The organism is Burkholderia seminalis DSM 23518 (genome assembly GCF_902832885.1).
GTDB classification, from domain to species: Bacteria; Pseudomonadota; Gammaproteobacteria; order Burkholderiales; family Burkholderiaceae; genus Burkholderia; species Burkholderia seminalis.
In genome coordinates this window covers 303,411-327,830 of sequence record NZ_CADFDK010000001.1, presented here as the reverse complement: position 1 = coordinate 327,830, position 24,420 = coordinate 303,411, and the positions used below count along the sequence as shown (strand labels likewise).

20 protein-coding genes and 3 tRNA genes are annotated in these 24,420 nt (G+C 66.9%); 8 read left to right on the top strand and 15 right to left on the bottom strand.

Annotated features, from left to right (window positions below):
* Nucleotides 1-62: 62 nt before the first annotated feature.
* Together HWX00_RS01520 and HWX00_RS01515 are read right to left on the bottom strand one after the other, a co-directional pair.
* Nucleotides 63-1,997, bottom strand: a complete 1,935-nt coding sequence (locus HWX00_RS01520) for a SurA N-terminal domain-containing protein (RefSeq protein WP_034188767.1) — start codon at nucleotides 1,995-1,997, stop codon at nucleotides 63-65.
* Between the two features lie 317 nt (nucleotides 1,998-2,314).
* Nucleotides 2,315-2,623, bottom strand: coding sequence for a hypothetical protein (locus HWX00_RS01515; RefSeq protein WP_175027195.1), 309 nt, complete (start codon nucleotides 2,621-2,623; stop codon nucleotides 2,315-2,317).
* On the opposite strand from HWX00_RS01515, the gene HWX00_RS01510 reads away from it, so the two are divergent.
* The gene (locus tag HWX00_RS01510) at nucleotides 2,606-3,997 is read left to right on the top strand and encodes a DUF1254 domain-containing protein (RefSeq protein WP_175027194.1); all 1,392 of its coding nucleotides are present in this window, start codon (nucleotides 2,606-2,608) and stop codon (nucleotides 3,995-3,997) included. The two genes, HWX00_RS01515 and HWX00_RS01510, sit on opposite strands and share 18 nt — an antisense overlap.
* Nucleotides 3,998-4,254: 257 nt before the next feature.
* On the opposite strand, the gene HWX00_RS01505 is transcribed toward HWX00_RS01510, so the two are convergent.
* The 6 genes from HWX00_RS01505 to tig all read right to left on the bottom strand — a co-directional run bounded on the left by HWX00_RS01505 (nucleotide 4,255) and on the right by tig (nucleotide 10,834).
* Nucleotides 4,255-4,331 (bottom strand) — tRNA-Asp (locus HWX00_RS01505).
* A gap of 23 nt (nucleotides 4,332-4,354) precedes the next feature.
* Nucleotides 4,355-4,430 (bottom strand) — tRNA-Val (locus tag HWX00_RS01500).
* A 206-nt stretch (nucleotides 4,431-4,636) separates the two neighbouring features.
* A complete protein-coding gene (lon, locus tag HWX00_RS01495; RefSeq protein ID WP_012328699.1) occupies nucleotides 4,637-7,060 on the bottom strand; it encodes an endopeptidase La in 2,424 nt (807 codons plus the stop codon).
* Nucleotides 7,061-7,257: 197 nt separating this feature from the next.
* Entirely contained in the window at nucleotides 7,258-8,529 is a 1,272-nt protein-coding gene (clpX, locus tag HWX00_RS01490) for an ATP-dependent Clp protease ATP-binding subunit ClpX (protein ID WP_006489345.1), read from the bottom strand.
* Nucleotides 8,530-8,693: 164 nt separating this feature from the next.
* On the bottom strand, nucleotides 8,694-9,347 hold the full coding sequence (gene clpP / locus HWX00_RS01485; RefSeq protein WP_175027193.1) for an ATP-dependent Clp endopeptidase proteolytic subunit ClpP: 654 nt from the start codon (nucleotides 9,345-9,347) through the stop codon (nucleotides 8,694-8,696).
* A 140-nt stretch (nucleotides 9,348-9,487) separates the two neighbouring features.
* Complete coding sequence (tig, locus tag HWX00_RS01480; RefSeq protein WP_034188768.1) at nucleotides 9,488-10,834, bottom strand: trigger factor; 1,347 nt, start codon at nucleotides 10,832-10,834, stop codon at nucleotides 9,488-9,490.
* Nucleotides 10,835-11,221: 387 nt separating this feature from the next.
* On the opposite strand from tig, the gene HWX00_RS01475 reads away from it, so the two are divergent.
* Nucleotides 11,222-12,367 (top strand): glycerate kinase, encoded by a 1,146-nt coding sequence (locus HWX00_RS01475; protein WP_059561752.1) that lies wholly within the window; start codon nucleotides 11,222-11,224, stop codon nucleotides 12,365-12,367.
* 62 nt (nucleotides 12,368-12,429) lie between these two features.
* A complete protein-coding gene (locus HWX00_RS01470) occupies nucleotides 12,430-12,879 on the top strand; it encodes a MarR family winged helix-turn-helix transcriptional regulator (protein ID WP_034188770.1) in 450 nt (149 codons plus the stop codon).
* 170 nt (nucleotides 12,880-13,049) lie between these two features.
* Here HWX00_RS01470 and HWX00_RS01465 read toward each other — a convergent pair whose 3' ends face one another.
* Together HWX00_RS01465 and HWX00_RS01460 are read right to left on the bottom strand one after the other, a co-directional pair.
* Nucleotides 13,050-14,048: a 2-dehydropantoate 2-reductase gene (locus HWX00_RS01465; RefSeq protein WP_175027192.1), complete on the bottom strand. Its 999-nt coding sequence runs from the start codon at nucleotides 14,046-14,048 to the stop codon at nucleotides 13,050-13,052.
* A gap of 104 nt (nucleotides 14,049-14,152) precedes the next feature.
* A complete protein-coding gene (locus tag HWX00_RS01460; protein ID WP_049029568.1) occupies nucleotides 14,153-15,298 on the bottom strand; it encodes a helix-turn-helix transcriptional regulator in 1,146 nt (381 codons plus the stop codon).
* Between the two features lie 302 nt (nucleotides 15,299-15,600).
* Here HWX00_RS01460 and HWX00_RS01455 point away from each other — a divergent pair, with 302 nt between their 5' ends.
* From HWX00_RS01455 to HWX00_RS01440, 4 genes are all read left to right on the top strand, one after another.
* Entirely contained in the window at nucleotides 15,601-16,647 is a 1,047-nt protein-coding gene (locus HWX00_RS01455) for a porin (RefSeq protein WP_175027191.1), read from the top strand.
* Nucleotides 16,648-16,669: 22 nt separating this feature from the next.
* The gene (locus tag HWX00_RS01450) at nucleotides 16,670-17,878 is read left to right on the top strand and encodes an MFS transporter (RefSeq protein ID WP_059561761.1); all 1,209 of its coding nucleotides are present in this window, start codon (nucleotides 16,670-16,672) and stop codon (nucleotides 17,876-17,878) included.
* Between the two features lie 14 nt (nucleotides 17,879-17,892).
* Complete coding sequence (locus HWX00_RS01445; RefSeq protein WP_175027190.1) at nucleotides 17,893-19,002, top strand: class II histone deacetylase; 1,110 nt, start codon at nucleotides 17,893-17,895, stop codon at nucleotides 19,000-19,002.
* A gap of 111 nt (nucleotides 19,003-19,113) precedes the next feature.
* Entirely contained in the window at nucleotides 19,114-19,344 is a 231-nt protein-coding gene (locus HWX00_RS01440; RefSeq protein WP_034188777.1) for a hypothetical protein, read from the top strand.
* 64 nt (nucleotides 19,345-19,408) lie between these two features.
* Here HWX00_RS01440 and HWX00_RS01435 read toward each other — a convergent pair whose 3' ends face one another.
* Nucleotides 19,409-19,702, bottom strand: a complete 294-nt coding sequence (locus HWX00_RS01435) for a hypothetical protein (protein ID WP_175027189.1) — start codon at nucleotides 19,700-19,702, stop codon at nucleotides 19,409-19,411.
* Between the two features lie 199 nt (nucleotides 19,703-19,901).
* Nucleotides 19,902-19,988, bottom strand: a tRNA-Leu gene (locus HWX00_RS01430).
* 236 nt (nucleotides 19,989-20,224) lie between these two features.
* Here HWX00_RS01430 and hpnD point away from each other — a divergent pair.
* A complete protein-coding gene (gene hpnD, locus HWX00_RS01425; protein ID WP_034188778.1) occupies nucleotides 20,225-21,058 on the top strand; it encodes a presqualene diphosphate synthase HpnD in 834 nt (277 codons plus the stop codon).
* 10 nt (nucleotides 21,059-21,068) lie between these two features.
* On the opposite strand, the gene HWX00_RS01420 is transcribed toward hpnD, so the two are convergent.
* The 3 genes from HWX00_RS01420 to HWX00_RS01410 form a co-directional block, all read right to left on the bottom strand.
* Nucleotides 21,069-22,289, bottom strand: a complete 1,221-nt coding sequence (locus HWX00_RS01420; RefSeq protein WP_175027188.1) for a DUF1501 domain-containing protein — start codon at nucleotides 22,287-22,289, stop codon at nucleotides 21,069-21,071.
* Between the two features lie 67 nt (nucleotides 22,290-22,356).
* Nucleotides 22,357-23,859: a DUF1800 domain-containing protein gene (locus HWX00_RS01415; RefSeq protein ID WP_175027210.1), complete on the bottom strand. Its 1,503-nt coding sequence runs from the start codon at nucleotides 23,857-23,859 to the stop codon at nucleotides 22,357-22,359.
* Nucleotides 23,860-23,994: 135 nt separating this feature from the next.
* Nucleotides 23,995-24,273, bottom strand: coding sequence for a hypothetical protein (locus HWX00_RS01410; RefSeq protein WP_069706296.1), 279 nt, complete (start codon nucleotides 24,271-24,273; stop codon nucleotides 23,995-23,997).
* Nucleotides 24,274-24,420 lie beyond the last annotated feature (147 nt).

Sequence of the window (24,420 nt, the reverse complement as noted above, 5' to 3'; positions counted from 1 at the left end):
CCCGGCCGGAAAACGAAAAGCCCCGCTCGAAGCGGGGCTTTTTGTTGCGTGCGAAACGATGCTCAGTCGTCGCCGTCCTGCTTCTGGCTGGACGGCGAACCGTACAGCTTGACCTTCGAGCGATCGCGCAGCGCGCTCAGATAGGCCTCGCCTTCGCTCTGTGCATCGACTTGCGCCATCTGCTGCTGCGCGGCCGCCAGTTGCTGAGGATCGACCGCCGAACCGGGGATCACCGCGTTCACGCGGTAGATCGCATAGCCATCCGCGCCGAGATCGACCCCGACGTAGGCCGGCAGCGTCTTCGCATCGACCTTGTAGACGGCGCTCAGCGCAGCCGGCGTCAGGCCTTGCGACTGCGTGCGCGACACCTTCTGCGCAGCCGAGAACCCGTCGGCCGATTTCGACTTCTGCAGTTCGGCGAGCTTCGCCGCGCCATCCTTCTTCGCGAGTTCCGCAGCCTGCTCGGCGACGACCTTCTGACGCACGACGTCCTTGATCGCGTCGAGCGCGGGCACGGCCGCCGGCTTGTAGTCGGTCACGCGCGCCGAGATCAGCGTGTTGTTGCCGACGTCGATCGCCTGCGTGTTGTTCCGGTTCTTCACCGAGTCGTTCGCGAACACGGCAGCCAGGAACTTCGGATTGTTCAGCGGGCTCGTCGGCGGCAGCTGCGGATTCGGCGTCGGCGTGACGGTGGCCGTCTGGATCGTCAGCTTGTACTTGTCCGCGGCCGGCTGCAAAGTTTTCGCCTTTTCGTAGACGGTCGACGTGAAGCCTTCCGCGTTGTCCGTGAACGCCTTCGACGCGTACTGCTGCTTCAGGTCGGCCGCGATCTGGTCCTTCACGTCCGCGAACGGCTTCACGGCCGCCGGCTTCACTTCGGTCGCCTTCAGGATGTGGAAGCCGAGATCCGACTGCACGACACCGCTCACGTCACCCTGCTTGAGCGCGAACGCGGCATCGTCGAACGCCTTGCCGCCGGCCGTCGAGCCGCGCGTGATGAAGCCGAGGTCGCCGCCCTTCGCCGCCGACGGCGCGTCCTGCGAGTTCTTCTGCGCGATCTGCGCGAACTGGTCCGGATGTGCCTTCACGTCGGCGAGCAGTTGCTCGGCCTTCGCCTTGGCCGCTGCCTTGTCGGCCGCGCTCGCGCTGCCCGGTGCGGCGATGAAGATGTGGCTCACGCGCACCTGCGCTTCGGTGCGGAAATGCGTCGGGTTGTCGTCGTAGAACTTCTTGATGTCCGCGTCGGTCGGCTGCGCGCTCGCGGCGGCCGCGGCCGGCGAATAGACGAGGTACTGGATCGTCGCGGTCTCCGGCGTCGCGAAGCTCTGCTTGTGCGCGTCATAGTACGCGGTGAGCTGCGCGTCGGTCGGCTGGACCTTCGCGGCGAAGTCGCTCGTCTTCAGCACGAGCGCCTGCACTTCGCGCTGCTGCGCGGCGAGTTCGGACAGGCGTTGCGCGAGGCTCTTCGGCGTGAACGCGCTCGACACGATGCTGGCCGGAATCTGCTGCAGCGCGAGGCTGTAGCGCACGCGCTCCTGATACTGCTCGGGCGTCATCCCCTGGAACGACAGCAGCTGCGCATAGCGCTCGACGTCGATCGAGCCGTCGGGCTTCTTCAGCGACGCGATCATCGGGTCGCTCATCAGTGCGTCGCGCACGGCATTGTCCGATGCGGTCAGGTGCAGACGTTGCGTCTCGTCGGCCAGCACGCGTTGCTGGATCAGGCCGTCGAGCACCTGCTTGCGATGCTCGGGCGTATCGAACATCTTGATGTCGAACTGCCCGCCGAGTGCCTGGCGCGCCTGGTCGATCTGCTGGCGGAACGCGCCGTCGAATTCGACCCGCGTGATCTTGTGCCCGTTGACTGCCGCGACGTTCGCACTATCGTCGAAGAAGCCGCGGAAGCCTTGGATCCCGACGAAACCCAGCCCCGGCAACACGATCAGGAGCAGGAGCGCCATCATCAGGCGCTGGTGATTACGGAAGAAATCGAGCATGCGTGACGGGAAAATTGGACAAAACGCCCGATATTACAACATACGGGGTGGGACGGGAGAAAAGCGGCGACGCCCGCGGCAGGCACCATCGGAAGTACGAGCAAAAATACCCGCCTTTCGGCACGGGGCGCACGCCATCACCGGCCCCCTCCTCGCGAAGCTCCGACAGCCACTCGCCCAATTGTCGCCCTCCCATCGCGGCGGCCCGGGCTCGCGGCACACGATCATTCGTTCGCCGAGCGGGCTTGCCTGATGCGGCGCAGCCGCCATCGGCACCGACGACCGCAAGGCAGGGCCGGGGCCGCGAATCGAGCCAGTCAATGGAAGACGCCGGACACCGGGGCACACGACACAAGCCTGGCATGCGCGTCCGGGTCTTTGGCCGCGAGCAATGCGACGGCCGGAAAAACGACAAGGATCGACCGCACGACGCCGATCGGCCGATACCGCCCTAACGAGTCGTCGGACTTTGCATATCGAAAATAGATCGTTCGTGCCGCATCGCAAGCCGGATACGCTTTCCGCGCCGTGCAGCCCGTGCCACGCTCATCGACGGAACGATGAAAGGGTGCGGCCCATTCGACCATTCGACCATACCGCACCATTCGATGAGTTTTCTTCACCACGCGCGCCTCGTCGCATTCGCTGCCTCCGTCGGCCTGCTGGCCGGCTGCAACGGGGACAGCGTCGACAGCTCGGGCGCTTCGCCCGCCGCGACGGAAAATGCCGCGAACAGCGCCACGCTGTTCACGCTCCCGCTGTACCAGTTCTACGCAACGCGACAGAGCTACATCGCTCAGGGCCTCGCGCCGAATACGTTTCTGCACAATCGCCAGCTGTCCGATGCTTCGTCCACCTCGGTGACGAAGCCCAATCACGACACGCTGTATTCCATCGCCATGCTTCAACTGGACGCGGGCCCTGTTCAGATCGACACGCCCGCCAGCGGCACCCGCTACTTCTCGCTCGCGCTGATGGACGCCTATACGAACAACTTCGCGATTCGCGGCACGAGCGCCGACAACGGCGTCGCGAAAGTCTTTTGGGTCGTGGGGCCGAACTGGCAGGGAACCGCCCCGGCAGGCATCACCGTGCTCCGCTCGTCGACCAACGCGGTGTGGGCATTGGCGCGGACTTACGTGAGCGATGCGAACGATTATCCCGCGGCGTGGGCCGTCCAGAATCAACTGGTCGTGTCGCGACCCGCCGGAACCGGTGTCGCGGCGTGGGACAGCGTGGACACGCAAAAGCCGCCCGGTTATGCCAACTGGCCATCGTATTTTCAGTACGTGAACCGGCTCTTGAAAAAGAGTCCGCCGACGCCGCAGGATACGGCCGTGCTGACGAACGCGCTCGACGTGATAGGCATAGGCCCGACGCAGACCTTCAACCCGTCGTCTGCCGACGCGGCATCGATCGACGCAGGCGCGGCACAGGCGCTGGCGAGTCTGACGGGCGGCGGGACGCAGCAAGCCGCCGCCCAGACGAGTACCGACGCGAATGGCTGGACAGGCGGTCCGGCCGATGTCGGCAACTATGGAACCCAATACACGCTACGGGCGCGCGTTGCGCTGAACGGCCTCGGTGCGCTGCCCGGCAGCGAAGCGATTTACTACACGAGTACGGGAGCGGCGAACGCGTCGGGGGCGAATTACGACGGCAACGGCGTCTATCAGATGACCTTCCCGGCGGGACAGCTTCCTCCGGCGCGCGCCTTCTGGTCATTGACGCTGTACGGCGGCACGAACCAGGCGCAAGCATTCTTTTATCCGAATCCCGATCGAATCTATGCGCTGTCCTATCCGGCGTCGAACTTTCAGTTCGCGAGCGACGGCTCGCTCGTGCTCACCATCAGCCATGTGCGACCCGCGGGCGTACCCGCCAGCAACTGGCTGCCGGCTCCCGCTGGCGCGTTCAATCTGACGCTGCGCACCTACCTGCCGGACACCCCGCTCCTGAACGGAACCTACAAGCTGCCGCCGGTGATACGCGTTCAGTAAGGCCTCCCCGCGCGAGCCGGAAAACCGGCACCTCTGCGCCGAGAACCATGAAAAACCCGCGATCGCGTTCGAGCCGTCGCGGGTTTTTCGTTCCGGCGGCCGCGTGCCGGCGTTTCCTGTCGTATTGTTTGCTGCCACTCCGCTCGCCGGGCATCGCAAGGCCGAGCCTCGCCGGCGATCATCCCCGCAGTCATGCACGCACACGAATCGAACGCACAAACAACAATGCCCGCACGAGGCGGGCATTGTTGTTTGTTTGGCGGAGCGGACGGGACTCGAACCCGCGACCCCCGGCGTGACAGGCCGGTATTCTAACCGACTGAACTACCGCTCCTTGGTCTGGCTGAATCGGGAAACTGGTGGGTGCTGAGGGGTTCGAACCCCCGACCTACGCCTTGTAAGGGCGCCGCTCTACCAGCTGAGCTAAGCACCCGTTTCCGATTCGTTCTGACTGCGATCTGCGTTTCCGCATCAACAATCAGCGAGCCCGCAAGTTTAATTCATCCCCGATCATTTTGCCAAGCCCGAACGCTAATTTTTTTAAGCGCCGACGCATGCGTTTTCGATGCGCATAAAAAAAACCCGCGGACACGCCGCGGGTTTCGTGAGCCACCGTCAGCAACGACGGCGCTCAGGGTCTCAGTGCTTGACGACTTCCGTCGAGCCGGCATCCTTCGCCGCCTCGCCGACCGGTGCTGCCGCCTTCGCTTCTTCTTCCGGCGGCAGCGGCGTCGGCGAACGCTCGAGCGCGAGTTCCAGCACCTTGTCGATCCAGCGGACCGGCACGATCTCGATCGCGTTCTTCACGTTGTCCGGAATGTCCGCGAGATCCTTCACGTTCTCTTCCGGAATCAGCACGAGCTTGATGCCGCCGCGATGCGCGGCCAGCAGCTTTTCCTTCAGCCCGCCGATCGGCAGCACTTCGCCACGCAACGTGATTTCGCCCGTCATCGCGACATCGGCACGCACGGGGATACCCGTCAGCACCGACACCAGCGCGGTCGTCATCGCACCGCCTGCGGACGGACCGTCCTTCGGCGTCGCGCCTTCCGGCACGTGAATGTGAATGTCCTGCTTCTCGAACGCTTCGTCCTTGATGCCCAGACGCCGCGAACGCGAGCGCACGACCGAACGCGCAGCCTCGACCGACTCCTTCATCACGTCGCCGAGCGAACCCGTGCGGATCACGTTGCCCTTGCCCGGCATCACCGCGGCTTCGATCGTCAGCAGATCGCCGCCGACTTCCGTCCACGCGAGGCCGGTAACCTGGCCGACCTGGTTTTCCTTCGCCGCGAGGCCGAAGTCGTACTTGCGCACGCCGAGGAACGTGTCGAGGTTCTCGCCGTCGACCTTGATCGCGCCCGATGCCTTCTTCAGCAACAGCATCTTCACGACCTTGCGGCAGATCTTCGACACTTCCCGCTCGAGCGAACGCACACCGGCTTCACGCGTGTAGTAGCGGATGATGTCGCGGATCGCCTGCTCGGTGACCTCGATCTCGCCGTCCTTCAGCCCGTTGTTCTTCTTCTGCTTCGGCAGCAGGTAACGCTGGGCGATGCTGACCTTCTCGTCTTCCGTGTAGCCCGACAGACGAATCACTTCCATCCGGTCGAGCAGCGGCGGCGGGATGTTCAGCGAGTTCGACGTCGCGACGAACATCACGTCCGACAGGTCGAAGTCGACTTCGATGTAGTGGTCGGCGAACGTGTGGTTCTGTTCGGGATCGAGCACTTCGAGCAGCGCCGACGACGGATCGCCGCGGAAATCCATGCCCATCTTGTCGACTTCGTCGAGCAGGAAGAGCGGATTGCGCACGCCGACCTTCGCGAGGCTTTGCAGGATCTTGCCCGGCATCGAACCGATGTACGTCCGGCGGTGACCGCGGATCTCGGCCTCGTCACGCACGCCGCCGAGCGCCATCCGGACGAACTTGCGGTTCGTCGCACGGGCGATCGACTGGCCGAGCGAGGTCTTGCCGACACCCGGAGGCCCGACGAGGCACAGGATCGGCGCCTTGACCTTGTCGACGCGCTGTTGCACCGCGAGGTACTCGAGGATCCGTTCCTTCACCTTCTCGAGGCCGAAGTGATCCTCGTCGAGCACCTGCTCGGCGTTCGACAGGTCGTTGTTGACCTTGCTCTTCTTGCGCCACGGCAAGCCGATCAGCGTGTCGATGTAGTTGCGCACGACGGTCGCTTCCGCCGACATCGGCGACATCAGCTTCAGCTTCTTCAGCTCGGCATCGGCCTTTTTCTTCGCTTCCTTCGGCATGCGCGCGGCGTTGATGCGCTTCTCGAGTTCCTCGAGATCCGCCCCTTCCTCGCCTTCGCCGAGTTCCTTCTGGATCGCCTTGACCTGCTCGTTCAGGTAGTACTCGCGCTGGCTCTTTTCCATCTGGCGCTTCACGCGCCCGCGGATGCGCTTTTCGACCTGCAGGATGTCGATCTCGGCTTCGAGTTGCGCGAGCAGGTGCTCGAGGCGCTCGATGACCGGGAACATCTCGAGGATGTGCTGCTTCTGGTCGAGCTTCAGCGGCAGGCGCTCGGCGATCATGTCCGCGAGGCGGCCTGCTTCGTCGATACCCGACAGCGACGTGAGGATCTCCGGCGGGATCTTCTTGTTCAGCTTCACGTACTGGTCGAACTGCGACACGATCGCGCGACGCAGCGCTTCCGTTTCAGCGCTGTCCGCGTGATCGGGCTCGAGCGGCATCACGTCGCAGGAGAACTGCGTCTCCTGTTCTTCGATCGACAACGCCTTCGCGCGCTGCAGGCCCTCGACGAGCACCTTCACGGTGCCGTCCGGCAGCTTCAGCATCTGCAGGATGTTGGCGATACAACCGACCTCGTACATGTCCTTTTCGGTCGGTTCGTCCTTGGCCGCGGTTTTCTGGGCGACGAGCATGATGTGCTTGCCGCCTTCCATCGCTGCTTCGAGGGCCTTGATCGATTTCGGCCGGCCCACGAAGAGCGGAATCACCATGTGCGGGAAAACGACGACATCCCGCAGCGGCAGCAGCGGGAGCGTGATGCGTTCCGGCGGAAGAAGTTGGGTGCCTGACATTTCATTTCCCCATGAGTGGAATCAATTGTTCGGTAATTGAGGCCGCCACAACGAATTGCAAGCCTTCAAGTGCGGGAAATATTCGGTAAGAAAGTAACCACCGCGTGTCGAGTCAGAGTTACCCACAAGATAAACGAAAAAAAGCCGCCCACGGTCTCATGAACGGCCTTTTTCGCTGAACATCGTCGGCAAGCCGGTCAGTTCGAACCCGCCACCTTCGGCGTGTCCTCGTAGATCAGCAAGGGCTTGCCGTCGCCATCGATGACGTTCTCGTCGATGATGACCTTGCTGACCCCTTTCATCGTCGGCAGCTCGTACATCACGTCGAGCAACGCCTGTTCGATGATCGAACGCAAACCGCGCGCGCCGGTCTTGCGGCGGATCGCCTTGCGGGCGACTGCCTGCAGCGCGCCCGGCCGGATTTCCAGCTCGACGCGCTCCATCGCGAACAGCTTGTGATACTGCTTGACGAGCGCATTCTTCGGCTCGACCAGGATCTTCATCAGCGCGGCTTCATCGAGCTTGCCGAGCGTCGCGACCACCGGCAGGCGGCCGATCAATTCGGGGATCAGACCGAATTTGATCAGGTCTTCCGGTTCCGTTTCGCGCAGCACCTCGCCCGCGTCGCGTTCCTGCTTGCTCTTGACCGTCGCGCCGAAGCCGATGCCGGTTTTCTCGGTGCGATCGGTGATCACCTTTTCGAGACCGTCGAACGCGCCGCCGCAGATGAACAGGATGTTGGTCGTGTCGACCTGGATGAAATCCTGGTTCGGGTGCTTGCGGCCGCCCTGCGGCGGCACCGACGCCATCGTGCCCTCGACGAGCTTCAGCAGCGCCTGCTGGACGCCCTCGCCCGACACGTCGCGCGTGATCGACGGGTTGTCCGACTTGCGGCTGATCTTGTCGATTTCGTCGATGTAGACGATCCCGCGCTGGGCCTTGTCGACCTCGTAGTTGCAGTTCTGCAACAGCTTCTGGATGATGTTCTCGACGTCCTCGCCGACGTAGCCGGCTTCGGTGAGCGTCGTCGCGTCGGCAATCACGAACGGCACGTTCAGCAACCGCGCGAGCGTCTGCGCGAGCAGTGTCTTGCCGGAGCCCGTCGGGCCGATCAGCAGGATGTTGCTCTTCGACAGCTCGACGTCGTCCTTCTTGTCGAGGTGCTTCAGGCGCTTGTAGTGGTTGTACACGGCCACGGCGAGGATCTTCTTCGCGCGCTCCTGGCCGATCACGTACTGATCGAGGATGTCGCGAATTTCCTGCGGGCTCGGCAGATCCGACCGCGACAGGCTGGCCTCGACGCCGGCGGCAGCCGCCTCGTCGCGAATGATCTCGTTGCAGAGGTCGATACATTCATCGCAGATGAACACCGACGGGCCCGCGATGAGTTTTTTCACCTCATGCTGGCTCTTCCCGCAAAACGAGCAATACAACAGCTTCTCGCTGTTCGAACCTTTTTTGTCCGCCATGAATGTAGAGCCTCCGGACAGGTAAATGACATGATACGCCGAATGCTCCGGACGCCGCGCCTAGGGCGCGACCGGAGCCGGCCGGATGCGCTTGCCGCAGATGCTCGGCGCGTGCGGAACATCGCCGGGGCGCCGCGCGAATCGGGGCGGCACCCCACTTAAGGTCACGGGCGCTTCAGCAGCACCTGATCGATCAGCCCGTACGCCTTCGCGTCTTCGCTCGACATGAAGTTATCACGGTCGGTGTCGCGCGCGAGGCGCTCGACGTCCTGACCCGTGTGTTGCGCGAGCAGCTGGTTCAGCCGCTCCTTCAGGTAGAGGATTTCGCGGGCCTGGATCTCGATGTCGGACGCCTGGCCGCGCGCGCCGCCGAGCGGCTGGTGAATCATCACGCGCGAGTTCGGCAGCGCGAAGCGCTTGCCCTTCGCGCCCGACGCGAGCAGGAACGCGCCCATGCTGGCCGCGAGCCCCATGCACAGCGTCGACACGTCCGGCTTGATGAACTGCATCGTGTCGTAGATCGCCATGCCGGCCGACACCGACCCGCCCGGGCTGTTGATGTAGAGGCTGATGTCCTTGTCGGGGTTCTCGCTCTCGAGGAACAGCAATTGCGCGACCACGAGATTGGCGGTCTGGTCGTTCACTTCGCCGACCATGAACACCAGGCGCTCCTTCAGGAGACGCGAGTAGATATCGTACGAACGCTCGCCGCGGCCGCTCGTTTCGACGACGATCGGCACCAGCCCCAGCGCTTGCGCCTCGAAACCCTGCGGCGCGTTCGAAGCAAGCATGTCCAGCAATTCAGCGCGAGTGATCATTCAATGAACCTTGTTCGAATGGAAAATTGAACGGAAGGAAGCCGCCCGCTCAATCGCCATATTAATGGCAACCGTGCGCTTGACGTAAAAACGGCGTGCGGGCCGTCGCTCCGACAGCCGGCACGCCGCTAGAGCAGCACTTACGCTTGCGCCGATGCGCTCGCGAGTGCCTCGAAGCTCACTTCCTTGTCCGTCACCTTCGCCTTGCCCAGCACGAAATCGACGACGTTGCTTTCAACGACGAACGCTTCCATCTCGGCGAGGCGCTGCTGGTTGGAATAATACCAGCGGACCACTTCCTTCGGGTCTTCGTAGCTCTTCGCGAACTCGTCGACTTCCGCGCGGATCTGTTCCGGCTTCGCTTCCAGGCCGTTTGCCTTCACGAGTTCGGCCAGCACGAGGCCCAGCTTCACGCGACGCTCGGCCTGCTCGGCGAACATTTCCGCCGGGATCGGCGCGTCCTTCGCGTTCGGCACGCCGCGCTGCGCCAGATCCTGGCGAGCCATTTCGACGAGGCGTTGCTGGTCCTGCTCGATCAGCGCCTTCGGCACCTCGAGTTCGGAGATCTTCAGCAGCGCGTCCATCACCTGGTTCTTGACGATCGACTGCGTGCGGCGCTTCGCTTCGCGCTCGAGGTTTTCCTTGATCTCGGCGCGCATCTTCGTGAGGTCGCCGTCTTCGATGCCGAGCGACTTCGCGAATTCGGCGTCGATTTCCGGCAGGTGCGGCCACTCGATCTTCTTCATCGTGACCGTGAACTGTGCCGTTTTGCCGGCGACGTCCTTGCCGTGGTAATCCTCAGGGAACTTCAGGTCGAACGTGCGTTGTTCGCCGACCTTCAGGCCCAGCGCCGCCGTTTCGAATTCCGGCAGCATCCGGCCTTCGCCGAGCACGAACGGGAAATCTTCGGCCGTGCCGCCCTGGAACGCGACGTCGTCGATCTTGCCGACGAAGTCGACCGTCACGCGGTCGCCGTTCTTCGCTGCGGTGTCCGCGCCGCCGTCGCCGTGCTCGCCGGCTTCGCCGCGGGCGTGGAAGTGCACGCGCTGCTTGCGCAGGATGTCCAGCGTGCGGTCGATTTCGGCGTCGCCGATCGACGTCGTCGAGCGCTCGACTTCAGCCGTCGCCAGATCGCCGATCTTCACTTCCGGGTAGACCTCGAACGTCGCGTCGAACGCGTATGCGTCCTCGGCCTGTTCCTGCTTCGGCTCGAAGCTCGGCTGGCCGGCGACGCGCAGGTTTTCCGCGCGGCTGATCGTGAAGAATTCCTGGCCGATCTTGTCGCTCAGCACTTCCGCCTCGACCTGACCCGCGTACTGTTGCGCGACCATCTTCAGCGGCACCTTGCCCGGGCGGAAACCCGGCATGCGCACGTTCTTCGCGAGTTTCTGGATACGGGCGTCGATTTCCTTCTGCACCGTGTCTTTCGGCAGGGAAATCGTCACGCGGCGTTCAAGCTTGCCGAGGTTCTCAACAACGTTAGCCATGGCTTCAATCGTCCTAAAATTATTCGAGCGAATCGGGTTTTCCTTGCCGTGCCTGCCTGCGGCCGCGGTGCGTCGCACGCGCTCGCCGCGCCGGAGCGCCACGCCATCCCTGCACGCGCCGGATGGCTAGCGCAAGCGGCTCGGAGCACGGCTTTGGCCGGAAGAATCGACTATTCTAGCAAACAATTTTCCTCGTACCGCCAGATCAGCACGTCGCACCTGCATCCCCGCCGGGCAGACAGCCCCTCGCACCGCAATGCGAGCGGATCGCGGCTATGCCGAACGCCGTATCCTCCCCAGCCCCGCCATCCTGTAAGCTCCGATGGAGCGTGACCCGCCATGACGGTCCCGCCATTCTTCACACCAATCACGCCTTCCGGAGACACCATGCCGCAACACCCGTCCGCGCCTGTCGTCGTCATCGCGCCCGATTCGTTCAAAGGTTCGCTTTCCGCCGAACAGGTCGCGGACGCGATCGCCACCGGCATCCGCCGCGCGCGGCCCGACGCGGTCGTGCGCTGCTGCCCGATGGCCGACGGCGGCGAAGGCACGCTCGACGCGATGCTGGCGGGCGGCGGCACGCGGCGCACGCTGCGGGTGGCCGGCGCGTCGCTCGCGGCACGCGACGCGGCGGTCGGCGTGATCGACGCGCGCACGGCGATCGTCGAGACGGCCGAGATCGTCGGCATTACCGACGCGGTCGGCATGAGCGTGCCGGTCGACGCGCGCAGCACGCGCGGAATGGGCGAGGCGATCCGCGCGCTGCTCGACGACGGCGTGCGCCGCTTCTTCGTCGCGCTCGGCGGCAGCAGCACCAACGACGCGGGCGCCGGCCTGCTCGCCGGCCTCGGCCTGCAGTGCTTCGACGCCGGCGGCCAGCCGGTCGAGCCCGTGCCGTCGCGGCTCGCGGATATCGCGCGCATCGACGCGTCGGCACTCGACCCGCGCCTGAAGGACACGGAATTCGTCGGCATGTCCGACGTCGACAACCCGCTGACGGGCGCGCACGGCGCGACCGCCGTGTTCGGCCCGCAAAAGGGCGTGACGCCCGAGCAGGTTGCGACCCTCGACGCCGCGCTCGCCCGCTTCGCCGACCTGCTCGAAACCGCGCTCGACCGCCGCGGCCGCGACCTGCCGGGCGCGGGCGCCGCGGGCGGCCTCGGTTTCGCGCTGCACATGCTCGGCGCGCGGTTCGAAGCGGGCGCCGAAGTCGTCGCGCGCCAGGTCGGACTCGACGCCGCGCTCGCCGGCGCCGACTGGCTGATCACCGGCGAAGGCCGCTCCGACGTGCAGACGCTGCACGGCAAGGCGCCGTTCATCGCGTGTCGTCACGCGCGGGCCGCCGGCGTGCCCGCGTCGCTGCTGTCGGGCGCGGTCGATCCGGCCGCGCTGCCGCGCCTGTCCGAGCATTTTTCCGGCTGCTTCTCGCCGGCTCCCGGGCCGATCACGCTCGACGTCGCGATCCGCGACGCGGCCAATCTGCTCGCGAACGAAGCGGAACAATTGACGCGCCTGAAATACGGTGCACACTGACCGTTGACCCGAGCGTGCGATACAGGAACAATCGGGCCCGCCCTTTTTCTTCAGGATTCGACATGAAAGGCCGTCAAGCCGGGCTCGATCAGTTTCTGACCTATCGCCTCCATGCGCTCACGAAGCGCTCCGACCGCGGGATCGGCGAGGTGTACCGGCACAAGCTCGACATCTCGCTGCCCGAGGCGCGCGTGATCGCCGCCGTCGGTGCGTTCGGTCCGTTCTCGATCATGGATCTCGCGCGTCACACCAATCTCGACAAGAGCCAGGCAAGCCGCGCAGCCGAGGCGCTGTTGCGCCAGGGCCTGCTCGAGCGCAGCGCGAGCGAGGAGGATGGCCGGATCGTGCTGATCGCGCTGACCGCCGACGGCCGCGCGCTGCACCGCAAGATCATGCCGATCGTGCGCAAGTGGAACGACGGCCTGCTGGCCTGCCTGTCCGACGGCGAACGCCAGACGTTCGAACGGCTGCTCGACAAGGTCGTCGCGCACGCCACCGAGCGGGACGACTGAGCCGAATCAGGAGCGCCGCGCCAGCCCTATTGATCCGACGAATTCGACGGGCCGCCCACGTTGCTTGACCGGCAACGCGGGTGGCCCGCTTTGCGTCATGCGGCGGGCGCGGCGAACGTCCCGCGCTTCGCCGCTGCCGTGCGGCGGCGCCTGGCGGCGCCCGGCACGCGCTAGAGCCCGCTGTTCGCCGCGCGCTGGCGCAACAGTCCGAGCACCGCGTCGCAGTACGGGGTCGGCACGCCAAGCTTGCGGCCGAGCTCCGGGAATACGCCGAGGATCGGCCCGATCTCGAGCGACCGTCCTGCCTCGACATCCTGCAGCATCGACGTCTTGAACGCGCCGAGCTTGCGCGTGACCGCGATCCGATCGGGCCCGCTCATCCCCGTGGACAGGCCGAGCTTCGCGCCGATCGCGGCCGCCTCCTCCATCATCCGCAGCGCGAGTGCCTGCGTGAACGGATCGTCGAGCAACTGCTCGGCCGTCGACCCGGTCAGCGCACTCAGCGGATTCATGTTCATGTTGCCCCACAGCTTCGTCCAGATCTCGGCCCGGATCGCGGGCGTCGACTCGACGTCGAAACCGCCCGCCGCAAGCGCCGCGGCAAACCGCGCCGTGGCCGCGGCGAGCCGCTGATCCGGCGCGCCGACGATCAGCCGGTTGCCGCGCCCGCGGCGCACGACGCCCGGCGCGTCGGTACTCGACGACAGATGCACGACGCAGCCGATCGCCTGCGCGGGCGGCAACGCGGCGGACACCGCGCCGGCCGGGTCGACCGCATCGAGCGGCACGCCGTCGAGCGAGCCCGCGAGCCCGTGCGTGAACCACCACGGCAACCCGTTCATCGCCGCGACGATCACGGTGTCGGGCCCGACCAGCGGCGCAATGCGCGCAGCCAGCGCCGGCAGCGCCTGCGCCTTCAGCGCGATCACCACGTAGTCCTGCACGCCGAGCGCATGCGCATCGTCGCTCGCCCGCACCGGCACCGACGCGGTATCGCCGCCTTCGTCGATCACGCGCACGCCGTGCGTGTTCAGCGCATCGAGCGTCGCGCCGCGCGCGTATGCGCTCACGGTCATGCCGGCCCGCGACAGCGCGGCCGCGAGCAATCCGCCGATCGCACCGACACCGACCACCGCCGCGCGCACCGACCCTGAATTCGTGTCGTTCATGATGGAATTCCGTCTCCTGGGAGCTGACGAGCATAACGCTCAATAGTTGTGGGCACAACCATTTACACGGGAATGGGCCACGCCCCCGCTCGCGCTCGTTCGCGTCAGCGCGGCACGCCGCCGGCATCGAGGGGCGCGTCGTCGGCCACGCCGCCCGTGGCGCCCAGCACGCCCGCGATCTGGCTCTTGTCGTGCATGCCGAGCTTGCGGTACGCGCAGCGCAGGTAGTGGCGCACGGTGGTCGGCGAAATGGCCATCTGTTGCGCGACCTCCTTGTGCGACCGCCCGGCGCCGTAATAGCGGATCGCCGCGAGCTCGCGCGGGCTCAGCCGGTCGAGCAGCGAGCGCGGCCGCGCTTCGATCTGGAACAGCCCCGCGACGGGCACGCACTGGATGCGCAGCGCGTCGCCGACGAAAGGCTGGCCCGACTGGCGCCGCAGGTGCGCGACGAGCGGCTCCGGCACGCGCGCGCCGGCCCAGGCCGGCCACTCGGTGCGCAGTACGTCGTCGAAACCGTGATCGGCATGGTGGAGCACCCCGAAGCTGTCGCACAGCGCGCGCGCCGCCGGCGCCGCCGTCTCGGCGCGCTCGCGCGTGAGCTGCGCGGCGCGATTGATCGTCAGCGCGGCCGCGAGATGCGGAATCACCTCCTCGAAGCGACGCGCATCGTCGTCGCCGAACGGACGATTGAGCCCCTGCCGGTAAATCGACATGAACGTCGTCAGGCCGAAACGGCGATCGAGCGTGGATACGCACATCAGCTGCGCGAGCCCGTACTTCACGCACCAGTCGCGAAACCGTGCATCGAGCCCGGGCTCGACGACCGTGAGCCGCACCGCGCGACCAGGCGCGCCGTGCAGCGTGCGGTGCGCGAGCGGATCGCAATCGCGCACGCGCTTCCAGTCGATGAAGAACGCGTGCGGCAAACGGTACAGGAAGCTGTTGTGCATCACGGGGCCGGTCGGCGCGTGGGTCGCGACGCCGGTCCACGCGGCGTCGAACGGAATGAGCGCCTGCAGCAGCGAAAAAAACCGACATTCGAATTCGCCGATGCCGGATTGCGCGGCCACGGCGTACAGGTCGAGCAGCATGAGGCCGAGTTCGCGCTGTGCCGCGTCGCCGCGCGTGACGCCGTCGAAATCGGCGCGCCGGGACGGCAACGGCGGCCACGCGAATTCGTCGAGCACGATGGCGGCCGGTACGTCGCGCAGCGCGTCGAGATCCTGCCCGATATCCGTCGTGATCCTCACCTTCCGCTCCCCTGCCCGATCGGGCTGCTGATGTGCGCAACGGCACCGGCCGATTATAGCCAGCGGCTTTTTTGGCGGGCCACGGCGCCGGAACGGGCGCCAGCCCCATCCATTTGAACGGTGCACGGCACGTTGCTGCTCCGCAGCACGCCGCTGCGCGGCTTCGCTCCGCGCCGACGCCGTGCACCGCGGGTTTTCCGCACCGTTCATCTGGACGACTGTTCGACGGTTTTCCCGCTGCGGACACTGCGTCGCGACCACACCAACGACACACCGATGCAGCACGGCATGGAGAACCCCACGTGACGAAATCCCGCTTCATCCGCACGGCCGCGGCCACCGCGACGCTTGCCGCGTGCAGTGCCGCCGCGCAGGCGCAGTCGGCCCTCACCCTGTACGGCGCGCTCGACGCCGGCGTGCAATACCTGACGCATGCCGACGGACGCCACTCGGCCGTGCAGTTGCAGAACTACGGCATCCTGCCTTCGCAGGTCGGGATCAAGGGCCACGAGGATCTCGGCGGCGGCTGGCGCGCGCTGTTCAAGCTCGAACAGGGCCTCAACGTCAACGACGGCACCGCGACCGCACCGGGCTACGCGTTCTTCCGCGGCGCGTACGTCGGCATCGCGGGGCCCGTCGGCACCGTCACGCTCGGCCGGCAGTTCAGCGTGCTGTTCGACAAGACGCTGTTCTACGACCCGCTCTGGTACGCGTCTTACAGCGGCCAGGGCGTGCTCGTGCCGATGCAGGCGAACTTCATCGACCATTCGGTGAAGTACCAGTCGCCGACGTTCGCGGGTGTCGACGTCGAGGCGCTCGCCGCGACGTCCGGCGTCGCCGGCAATACCCGCGCCGGACGCGTGCTCGAACTCGGCGGCCAGTACACGAGCAACGGGCTGTCGGTCAGCGCGGTGCTGCATCAGGCGCACGGCGACGTGTCGGCGGCCGACGACGCGTCCGCGCGGCGCCGCGAACTCGGTACGCTCGCCGCGCGTTATGCGTTCGCCACGCTGCCGCTCACCGTCTATGCGGGCGTCGAACGCCTGACCGGCGACCTCGACGCGGCGCGCACGATCGTCTGGGGCGGTGCGCGCTACCAGACGTCGAGCGGGATCGGCCTGAACGCGGGCGTCTACCACACCGATTCGCACACGCCCGCCATCGGCCACCCGACGCTGTTCATCGCGAGCACCACGTACGCGCTGTCGAAACGCACGGTCGCGTACGTGAACCTCGGCTACGCGCGCAACAGCGGCCAGAGCTCGCAAGCCGTCTACGAGTACGACCCGACGCCGCTCGCCGGCGCGTCGCAGTTCGGCGCGATGGTCGGCATGTACCACCTGTTCTGACTTCCCCCAACGAGATCCCGCCATGAAAACCCTGTCCCCGGATGCCGCATGCTCGCCCGACGGCCGTGCGCCGGCCTTCGCCCGCTCGACGCTCGCCGCGCTCGTCGTGTTCGCGGCCATCACGCCGCTCCTGCTGCTCGTTGCACCGGCCGTGGCCGGTCAGCTCGCGACGCAACTCGGCTTGTCGGCGTCGCAGATCGGCACCTACTTCTTCGTCGAACTCGGTGCGTTCAGCCTCGCGACCGTGCCGTCGTACCTGTGGCTCGGCCGGGTCGACGCGCGCCGCGTCGCCGCCTTCGCGATCGCGCTGTTCGGCGCGGGCAACCTGCTGACCGCACTGTGGATGCCCGGCTTCGCCGCGCTGCTCGCGCTGCGGGCCGTCACCGCGCTCGGCGGCGGTTCGCTGATGGTGCTCTGCATGACGAGCGCGGCGACGAGCGAGAACAGCGACCGTGTGTACGGCCTGTGGGTCGTCGGCCAGCTGATCGCGGGGGCGATCGGCCTGTTCGTGCTGCCGCACGTGTTCGCCGCGTTCGGGCTGCGCGCGCTGTACGTGGCGCTCGCCGGGCTCGCCCTGCTCGCGGCGCCGTTGTCGCGCGGCTTTCCGTCGTCGCTCGGTACGCGGACGGCAGCCGCGCGCACCGCACGCGGCGATGCGATGCAGACGCCGCGAAGCTGCGTCGTGCTCGCCATCGGCGCGGTGCTGACGTTCTATCTCGCGATCGGCAGCGTGTGGACGTTCGCGAGCCGCGCGGCGGCCGACGCCGGGCTCGATCCGCAGTCGACCGGCAACGTGCTCGCGATCGCGAGCGTGATGGGGATCGCCGGCGCGGCGCTCGCGTCGTGCGCGGGCGGCCGGCTCGCGCGACACACGATGCTCGCGGCCGGTTACGCGCTGCTCGCGGCGTCGCTCGTCGCGCTCGCCGCGATGCATGACACCGGCGGCTACAGCGCGGCGATCTTCGCGTTCAAGTTCGCGTGGACGTTCGTGCTGCCGTTCATCCTCGCGACGGTCGCGCAGATCGACACGTCGGGCCGGCTCGTCGCCACGCTCAATTTCGTGATCGGCGCCGGCCTTGCCGCCGGCCCGCTGCTTGCCGGGCTGATGCTCGACGCCGGCAGCACGATGCGCACGTTGTTCATCGCCGCGACGGCCGTCGCGATCGTGTCGTTCGCCGCGCTGCGCCATATCGATCGCCGCGCGCGCGCCTCCGCTTCCCCCCAACCGTGACAGGTCACGCATCCATGAATCGCACTGCCTTCTTCACCGACGAACGCACCTTCTGGCATACCGGCGGCACGCACGCGCTGTTCTTCCCGGTCGGCGGCTGGGTCCAGCCGCCGTCGAGCGCGGGCTACGCGGAATCGCCCGACTCGAAGCGCCGCTTCCTGTCGCTCGTCCAGGCATCGGGCCTGGCCGCGCAACTCGACCTGCGCGGCGCCGAGCCGGCGACGAGCACCGACCTGCTGCGCATTCATCCGGCGCACTATCTCGACGCGTTCCGCGCACTCAGCGACGCGAATGGCGGCGACCTCGGCGATCTCGCGCCGTTCGGCAAGGGCAGCTACGAGATCGCCGCGCTGTCCGCCGGCCTCGCGATCGCGGCCGTCGATGCGGTCGTCGGCGAGCGCGCGGCCAACGCGTTCTCGCTGTCGCGGCCGCCCGGCCACCACTGCCTGCGCGACCGTCCGATGGGCTTCTGCATGCTGGCGAACATTCCGATCGCCATCGAGGCCGCTCGCGCGAAACACGGCATCGAGCGCGTCGCGGTGATCGACTGGGACGTGCATCACGGCAACGGCACGCAGTCGATCTACTACGATGACCCGGACACGCTGACGATCTCGCTGCACCAGGACCGCTGCTTTCCGCCCGGCTACAGCGGCGCGGACGATCGCGGCGAAGGCGCGGGTATCGACGCAAACCTGAACGTGCCGCTGCTCGCCGGCAGCGGCGACGACGCGTATCGCTACGCGTTCGAGCGAATCGTGCTGCCTGCGCTGGAGCGCTTCCGGCCCGAGCTGATCGTCATCGCAAGCGGCCTCGACGCGAGCGCCGTCGATCCGCTCGCGCGCATGCAACTGCATACCGACAGCTACCGGTTCACGACGCGCGCGGTGAAGGAGGCCGCGCAACGCCATTGCGGCGGGCGGCTCGTGATCGTCCACGAAGGCGGCTATTCGGAGGCATACGTGCCATTCTGCGGACTCGCGATCGTCGAGGAACTGGCCGGCATTCGCACCGACGTCGCCGATCCGATGCTCGATCTCGCGATCGCCCAGCAGCCGGGTGAACGGTTCGTCGCGTTCCAGCGCGCGCTGCTGGACGAACTGGCTGCGTCGTTCGGGTTGTAACGCGCGGGAACGGACGTGACGGGGCCGGCCCGCGCCGGCCCTTGCGCGATCCGTGCGGATGGGGTTTCCTGTGCCTTTACCCCTGTTCCGGCTCGAGGCCGCACTCTTCCGATGAAATCGTCCCCGCGCGATGACAACGACAACACCAGAACGCGCCGCCAGCCGTCGAAGCTGGTCCTGAACATCGCCGCCGTCACGGTCGGCCTCATCACGTTCGCGATCGGCGCGGCGTGGGTGATCTACAGTTGGGTCGTCGATCGCGAAGCGCAGTATTTCGCCATTCCGCTGGTGTTCTCGGTGCCGGTGATCGTGGCGGTCGCGATCCGGAGTTTCTGGGAGTAGGCGCGCCTGGTACCGGGCTTGTTGCAGATGAAGCGGCGAACCCCGCGATTCGCTCGCACGCCGGTCACAGGCCGGGACGCGGGCACGGATTGGGCGCCGCGCCCTGATATCCGCCGACGACGGCACCCAGTGCGGCGCCAGCGAACGACGTGCCGAGCACTTTCAGCACACCCTCGGTCGACAACGGCTCGCCGTTCAACGTCATCCGCCCGGAATACGCGGAGCATGCCGACGGCGATGCAACCGTCTGCACGGGCCTCGCGCTCCATGCGACGTTGTCGGCCGGCGTATTGGCCATGGCCGGCGCGGACAGCATCAGCGCCAGAACGGAAATCGGGATGGGTAGGGTGTTCTTCATCGGCGGCCCCTCGGTGTATTTGCGCTTCTTGTATTCGATCGCGATATGACACATTACACGCGACCGAATTTCCGTGTGCGTCCATATGGACCTGCGTCCCGGCAAGAAAAACGGCCATCAAACGAAAAAAGCGCTGCGGTCAGTCGACCGGCAGCGCTTTTTTGGGGAACCGCCCCTTGACGGGTGCGTATCCGACTTCTGGTGCGTGAGGCCGGACTCGAACCGGCACACCCTTGCGGGCGTCAGGACCTAAACCTGGTGCGTCTACCAATTTCGCCACTCACGCGCATTTCCGTCGCCTGACCGCGCGGCACGCAAGATGCGTGCGCCACGCGCCCGGGACTTTCATGCCGGCCCGAAAACCGGCACGCCCGATCAGGCGAGCGCGAGATTCTACCCGATCCGTGCGGCCTTGTCTCGCCCCGCCGGCACCCATCGTGCAGCGATGCTAGAATGCCGCGCTCGACGTTTCGGCACCGCGCCGCCGCGCGTCCCCCGAACCCGCCCCCACCGATTCCGCCCGTGAACTTCGACGACTACTGTCAGCAAAAGGCCGCCCCCGCGGGCTCCAGCGTCTACTACGCGCTGCGTCAGGCGCCGCTCGCCACGCAGCCGCGCCTGACGGCGCTGTTCGCGCTGCGCCGCGAACTCGAGGAAACCGTCAAGGAAACCAGCGACCCGACCGTCGGACACACGAAGCTCGCGTGGTGGCACAAGGAACTCGCGGCGCTGGCCGACGGGCAGCCGTCGCACCCCGTCACGAAGGCACTCGCGCAGCATCACCCGGCGATCGCGGCCGAGGCCGATGCGTTGCGCACGCTCGTCAACGGCTACGGGATGGATCTCGAACAGGCGCGCTACCTCGATTTCGCGAACCTGCAGCGCTACATCGCTCAGGCGGGCGGCACGTTCGCGTCACTGGTTGCGCGCGCAAGTGCCGCGAACCCGGCCGACCCGCAGCCGTGGGCCGCGGAGGCCGGCCGCGCGCTGATGCTCGCGCAGTTCGTGCAGGAACTCGGCAACGACGCGCGCCACGGCCGCATCTACCTGCCGATCGACGAACTGCAGCGCTACAACGTGACCGCGGCCGATCTGCTGAATCGCCGCTACAGCCCGGCCTTCACCGAATTGCTGCAATTCCAGACGGCCCGCGCGCGCGAAGCGCTCGCCGCCGCCGACGCGGCGATCCCCGCGTCCGAACGCCGCGCGCAGCGCACGCTGCGCGCGCAGATCGCGCTGGCCGGCGCGCTGCTCGACGAAATCGAGCGCGACGGCTACCAGGTGCTGCACCAGCGCATCGCGCTCACGCCGATCCGCAAACTGTGGATCGCGTGGCGCGCGTCGCGGCGCCGCTGACCCTTACGCGTCACGCCTTCAACAGCGGCAGCGTGTCGAAGCGCTGCTGCAGCACGCGCGTCGCGTCGAGCCCCCACCACGGCCCGAGCACGGTGGCATAAAGCTGGCGGAAATCGACCGCGACCGGCAGGTTGCCGTTGCCGTCGAGCCGGCCGAGCGCGGGCGGCGCGCCGTACAGCCCGCCGGCCACGCGGCCGCCCATCACGAAATGCGGCGCGGCCGTACCGTGATCGGTGCCGTTGCTCTGGTTCTCGCGCACCCGCCGCCCGAATTCCGCATACGTCATCACGAGCGTCTGGTTCCAGCGCCCGAGTTCGATCAGCGCGCCACGCATCGCGCTCATCCCTTCCGCGAACTGCTTGAGCAACGCAGCCTGCTGCCCCGGCTGGTTCTGGTGCGTATCGAAACCGTTGAGCGTCAGACGCAGCACCGCGACGCCATCCTGCGCGCCGGGCCCGGACGCCTCGCACGCGGCCAGCACCTGCATCGCGGTCTTCACCGACGTGCCGAACGCGCCGGCCGGGAAGGCCGTCCTGAACTCGCGCATGCCGCCGCGCGGCCGCAGCCGGTCGGCCGCCTTCACGATGTCGTTCTCGACGTCGATGATGTGCGCGAGCGCCGGGTTCTGCTCGCGCAGCGACGACGGCTCGGCGAGCCGCGCCGCCCGGATGAACTGCGCGGGGTTGACGAGCGCGATCGCACGCGCGCCGTTCGACAGCGGCCCCATCTCCGCGCTGCCGAGGACGACGCCATCCGCCGCGAAACCGGGCGGCACGGGCGCCTGCGCGAACGTGCGCGTCAGCCACCCTTCATGCAGATACTGGTCGGAGCGCGATGCGGTGTCCCAGATCTCGATCGAACGGAAATGCGACAGGTTCGGCTGCGGATAACCGACGCCTTGCACGACCGCGACCTGCCCGTCACGCCACAGCGGCATCAACGCCGCGAGCGACGGGTGCAGCCCCGTGTGCGCGTCGAGCTGCAGCACCTGCTCGCGCTTGATGCCGATGCTGCGCCGGAACTGGTAATACAGCGGGTCCGCGTACGGCACCACCGTATTGAGGCCGTCGTTGCCGCCCTTCAGCTCGACGAGAATCAGCACGTTCGCGTACCCGGCCGCCGGTTGCCGCCCCGCCTGCGCCGCGGAAGCGGCGATCGCGGGCGCTTGCCACATCGACACGCCGGCCGCGGCCGCGGCGCCGGTCAGCGTCAGAAAATCACGTCGGTTCATCGCGCATCCTTTGGTTCGCCGTCCGGCACGTTTGCCGCGGCGGCGCCCCGCTTCGTCGTTGTTTGCATCATTTCAGCTGATAGGCCGGATCCATCAGCAGCGCCTCGAGATACGCGCTGCCGGTCGAATCCGTGTCGATCGCCGCGACCGGCGACAGTTGCAGCACCGCGTGCTGCAACTGAAGCTCGGTCGACAATCCGGCGATTGCCTGCGGCCGCGCGCGATATTGCGCGAGCCAGCGTTCGAGGTCGAACCGCAGCCCGCCGCGCGCGGGCCTGGCCGGCGTGCCGCGCATGCCGGCCGCGGACGCCATGTCGGCCACCGGCATCGCATGCGTCCACGCATTCGGCGGCGGCGCCATCGGATGCGCGGGCACGCGCATGCCGGCCGTCTCCGTCGCGCGGAACAACTGCTCGACGAACTGCTTGCGCGACAGCAGCGTGGTGCTGTTGATCCACAGCGCACCGCCCGGCCAGCCTTTGACGTTCGGCGGATAGAACAGGTTCTGCCCGAGCGTGCGCACGGTGTTCGCGAGCATCTGCGGATCGCCGTACGCCACGTCGAACAGCCGCACCGACCCGACGACGAACTCGGCCGGCGACTTGACGAGCACGCCGCGGTTGCGCGGATCCCAGAACGCGTCGGTCGACCACAGCGCGGCGAGCGCCGCGCGAATGTCGTAACCGCTCGCGCGGAACCGGTCGGCGACCGTATCGAGCGCCCCCGGATCGGGCGTGTCGGACACGAACTCGCGCCACAACTTGGCGGCGATGAAACGCGCGGTGCCCGGCCGCTTCAGCAGGATGTCGAGAAAGCCGTCGCCGTCGAACGGCCCCGTTTCGCCGAGAATCGTCTTCTCGCCGGCGTCGTGGGTGTCGGGCCGCACCTCGAAGCGCAGCGTATCGGGATCGATCGTCCAGCCCGTCATCGCGCGCGCGGCCTCGGTCACGTCGACCTGCGTGTAATGCCCTTCGCCGAGCGTGAACAGCTCCATCACCTCGCGCGCGAAATTCTCGTTCGGACGCCCCTTGCGATTGCTCGCGCCGTCGAGATACTGCAGCATCGCCGGATCCTTCGCGACCGCATGCAGCAGCGTGCCGAAGTTGCCGAGCGCCTCGCGGCGAAACAGCGCGTTCTGCGCGGCCATCGTCTGCGGGTAAGGCACCTTGTCCTGGCCCGACGTGAAGTGCCCGTGCCAGAACAGCGTCATGCGCTCGGTCAGCGGCGACGGCGTGACGACCATCTCGTTGACCCAGGCGGCACGCAATTCATCGTAGCGGCGGTTGCGCTCGCGCTGCTCGTCGCGCCGCATGTCGGGCGTCAGCGCCTGGCGCTGCGCGCGCGTCGGCGGCGGCTCGGCGATCCAGTCGGGCCATGTCGTCACCGGTTCGCGGCGCACGCTGCCGAGCGTGTCGGCCACGATCTGCGCGCGCGTCATGCCGACGACACGCGCGACGTCGGCGGGCGCGGGAGAGAAACCGGTGCGACTGAGGAAAAACAGCGCGTCGTCGGCATCGAGCGGCGACTGCATGGCAGGCGACGACGCCGGTATGGCAGCGTTCGCTTTCATCGTCATGGACTCTCCCGGAACGCACCGGCGGTGCGGATGCCGGTACAACGGCATTCGGCACGCGAAAGTTGACCGAAAAAGTGCTACGAATTCTTTCTGCGCGGGGCGGGCCGCGCAGGGCAAGGACGGCACGTGTCAGCGCTTGTACAACTCGCGAACGGCGTCTTCGATGTGCTGGCGCAACAGGTGCCGCTCTTCGGGCGTCATGTGCCCGTCGCGGCGGCGCTGTTCGAGATCGGGGGGCACGGCGGAACGAACCGCCGCCTCGGCGGCACGGTCGGGCTGCGGCGCTTTGCCGCGCGGCAGCTTGCGCGACGGTGCGCCCTGCTCGGGGCGCTGCGCATACGCGAAGTTCGACGCATACGGACCGGCGAGCGCGATCGTCAGCGTCAGTGCAATCCGGAAAGATCGCATGACCGTCCTCGCTTCTTTGGTCGATTTGTTCCCTTCGTCACGCGGCAACCGGCTACCTCTGGTACTTGAAAAACCCTGCGGAAATCGGGTGTACAAAGATGAAAGATGGAGTGCAGGGAGTATCTACCGAATTTCGGCTTCGAGTAA

Excerpts from the sequence above, each read along its gene's own strand:
- HWX00_RS01420 (WP_175027188.1), bottom strand. The coding sequence starts at position 22,289 with ATGAACCGACGTGATTTTCTGACGCTGACCGGCGCCGCGGCCGCGGCC.
- HWX00_RS01410 (WP_069706296.1), bottom strand. The coding sequence starts at position 24,273 with ATGCGATCTTTCCGGATTGCACTGACGCTGACGATCGCGCTCGCCGGT.
- HWX00_RS01445 (WP_175027190.1), top strand. The coding sequence starts at position 17,893 with ATGAATCGCACTGCCTTCTTCACCGACGAACGCACCTTCTGGCATACC.
- HWX00_RS01435 (WP_175027189.1), bottom strand. The coding sequence starts at position 19,702 with ATGAAGAACACCCTACCCATCCCGATTTCCGTTCTGGCGCTGATGCTG.
- HWX00_RS01440 (WP_034188777.1), top strand. The coding sequence starts at position 19,114 with ATGAAATCGTCCCCGCGCGATGACAACGACAACACCAGAACGCGCCGC.
- clpX (WP_006489345.1), bottom strand. The coding sequence starts at position 8,529 with ATGGCGGACAAAAAAGGTTCGAACAGCGAGAAGCTGTTGTATTGCTCG.
- HWX00_RS01450 (WP_059561761.1), top strand. The coding sequence starts at position 16,670 with ATGAAAACCCTGTCCCCGGATGCCGCATGCTCGCCCGACGGCCGTGCG.
- HWX00_RS01475 (WP_059561752.1), top strand. The coding sequence starts at position 11,222 with ATGCCGCAACACCCGTCCGCGCCTGTCGTCGTCATCGCGCCCGATTCG.
- clpP (WP_175027193.1), bottom strand. The coding sequence starts at position 9,347 with ATGATCACTCGCGCTGAATTGCTGGACATGCTTGCTTCGAACGCGCCG.
- HWX00_RS01465 (WP_175027192.1), bottom strand. The coding sequence starts at position 14,048 with ATGAACGACACGAATTCAGGGTCGGTGCGCGCGGCGGTGGTCGGTGTC.
- tig (WP_034188768.1), bottom strand. The coding sequence starts at position 10,834 with ATGGCTAACGTTGTTGAGAACCTCGGCAAGCTTGAACGCCGCGTGACG.
- HWX00_RS01520 (WP_034188767.1), bottom strand. The coding sequence starts at position 1,997 with ATGCTCGATTTCTTCCGTAATCACCAGCGCCTGATGATGGCGCTCCTG.
- HWX00_RS01510 (WP_175027194.1), top strand. The coding sequence starts at position 2,606 with ATGAGTTTTCTTCACCACGCGCGCCTCGTCGCATTCGCTGCCTCCGTC.
- HWX00_RS01415 (WP_175027210.1), bottom strand. The coding sequence starts at position 23,859 with ATGAAAGCGAACGCTGCCATACCGGCGTCGTCGCCTGCCATGCAGTCG.
- HWX00_RS01470 (WP_034188770.1), top strand. The coding sequence starts at position 12,430 with ATGAAAGGCCGTCAAGCCGGGCTCGATCAGTTTCTGACCTATCGCCTC.
- lon (WP_012328699.1), bottom strand. The coding sequence starts at position 7,060 with ATGTCAGGCACCCAACTTCTTCCGCCGGAACGCATCACGCTCCCGCTG.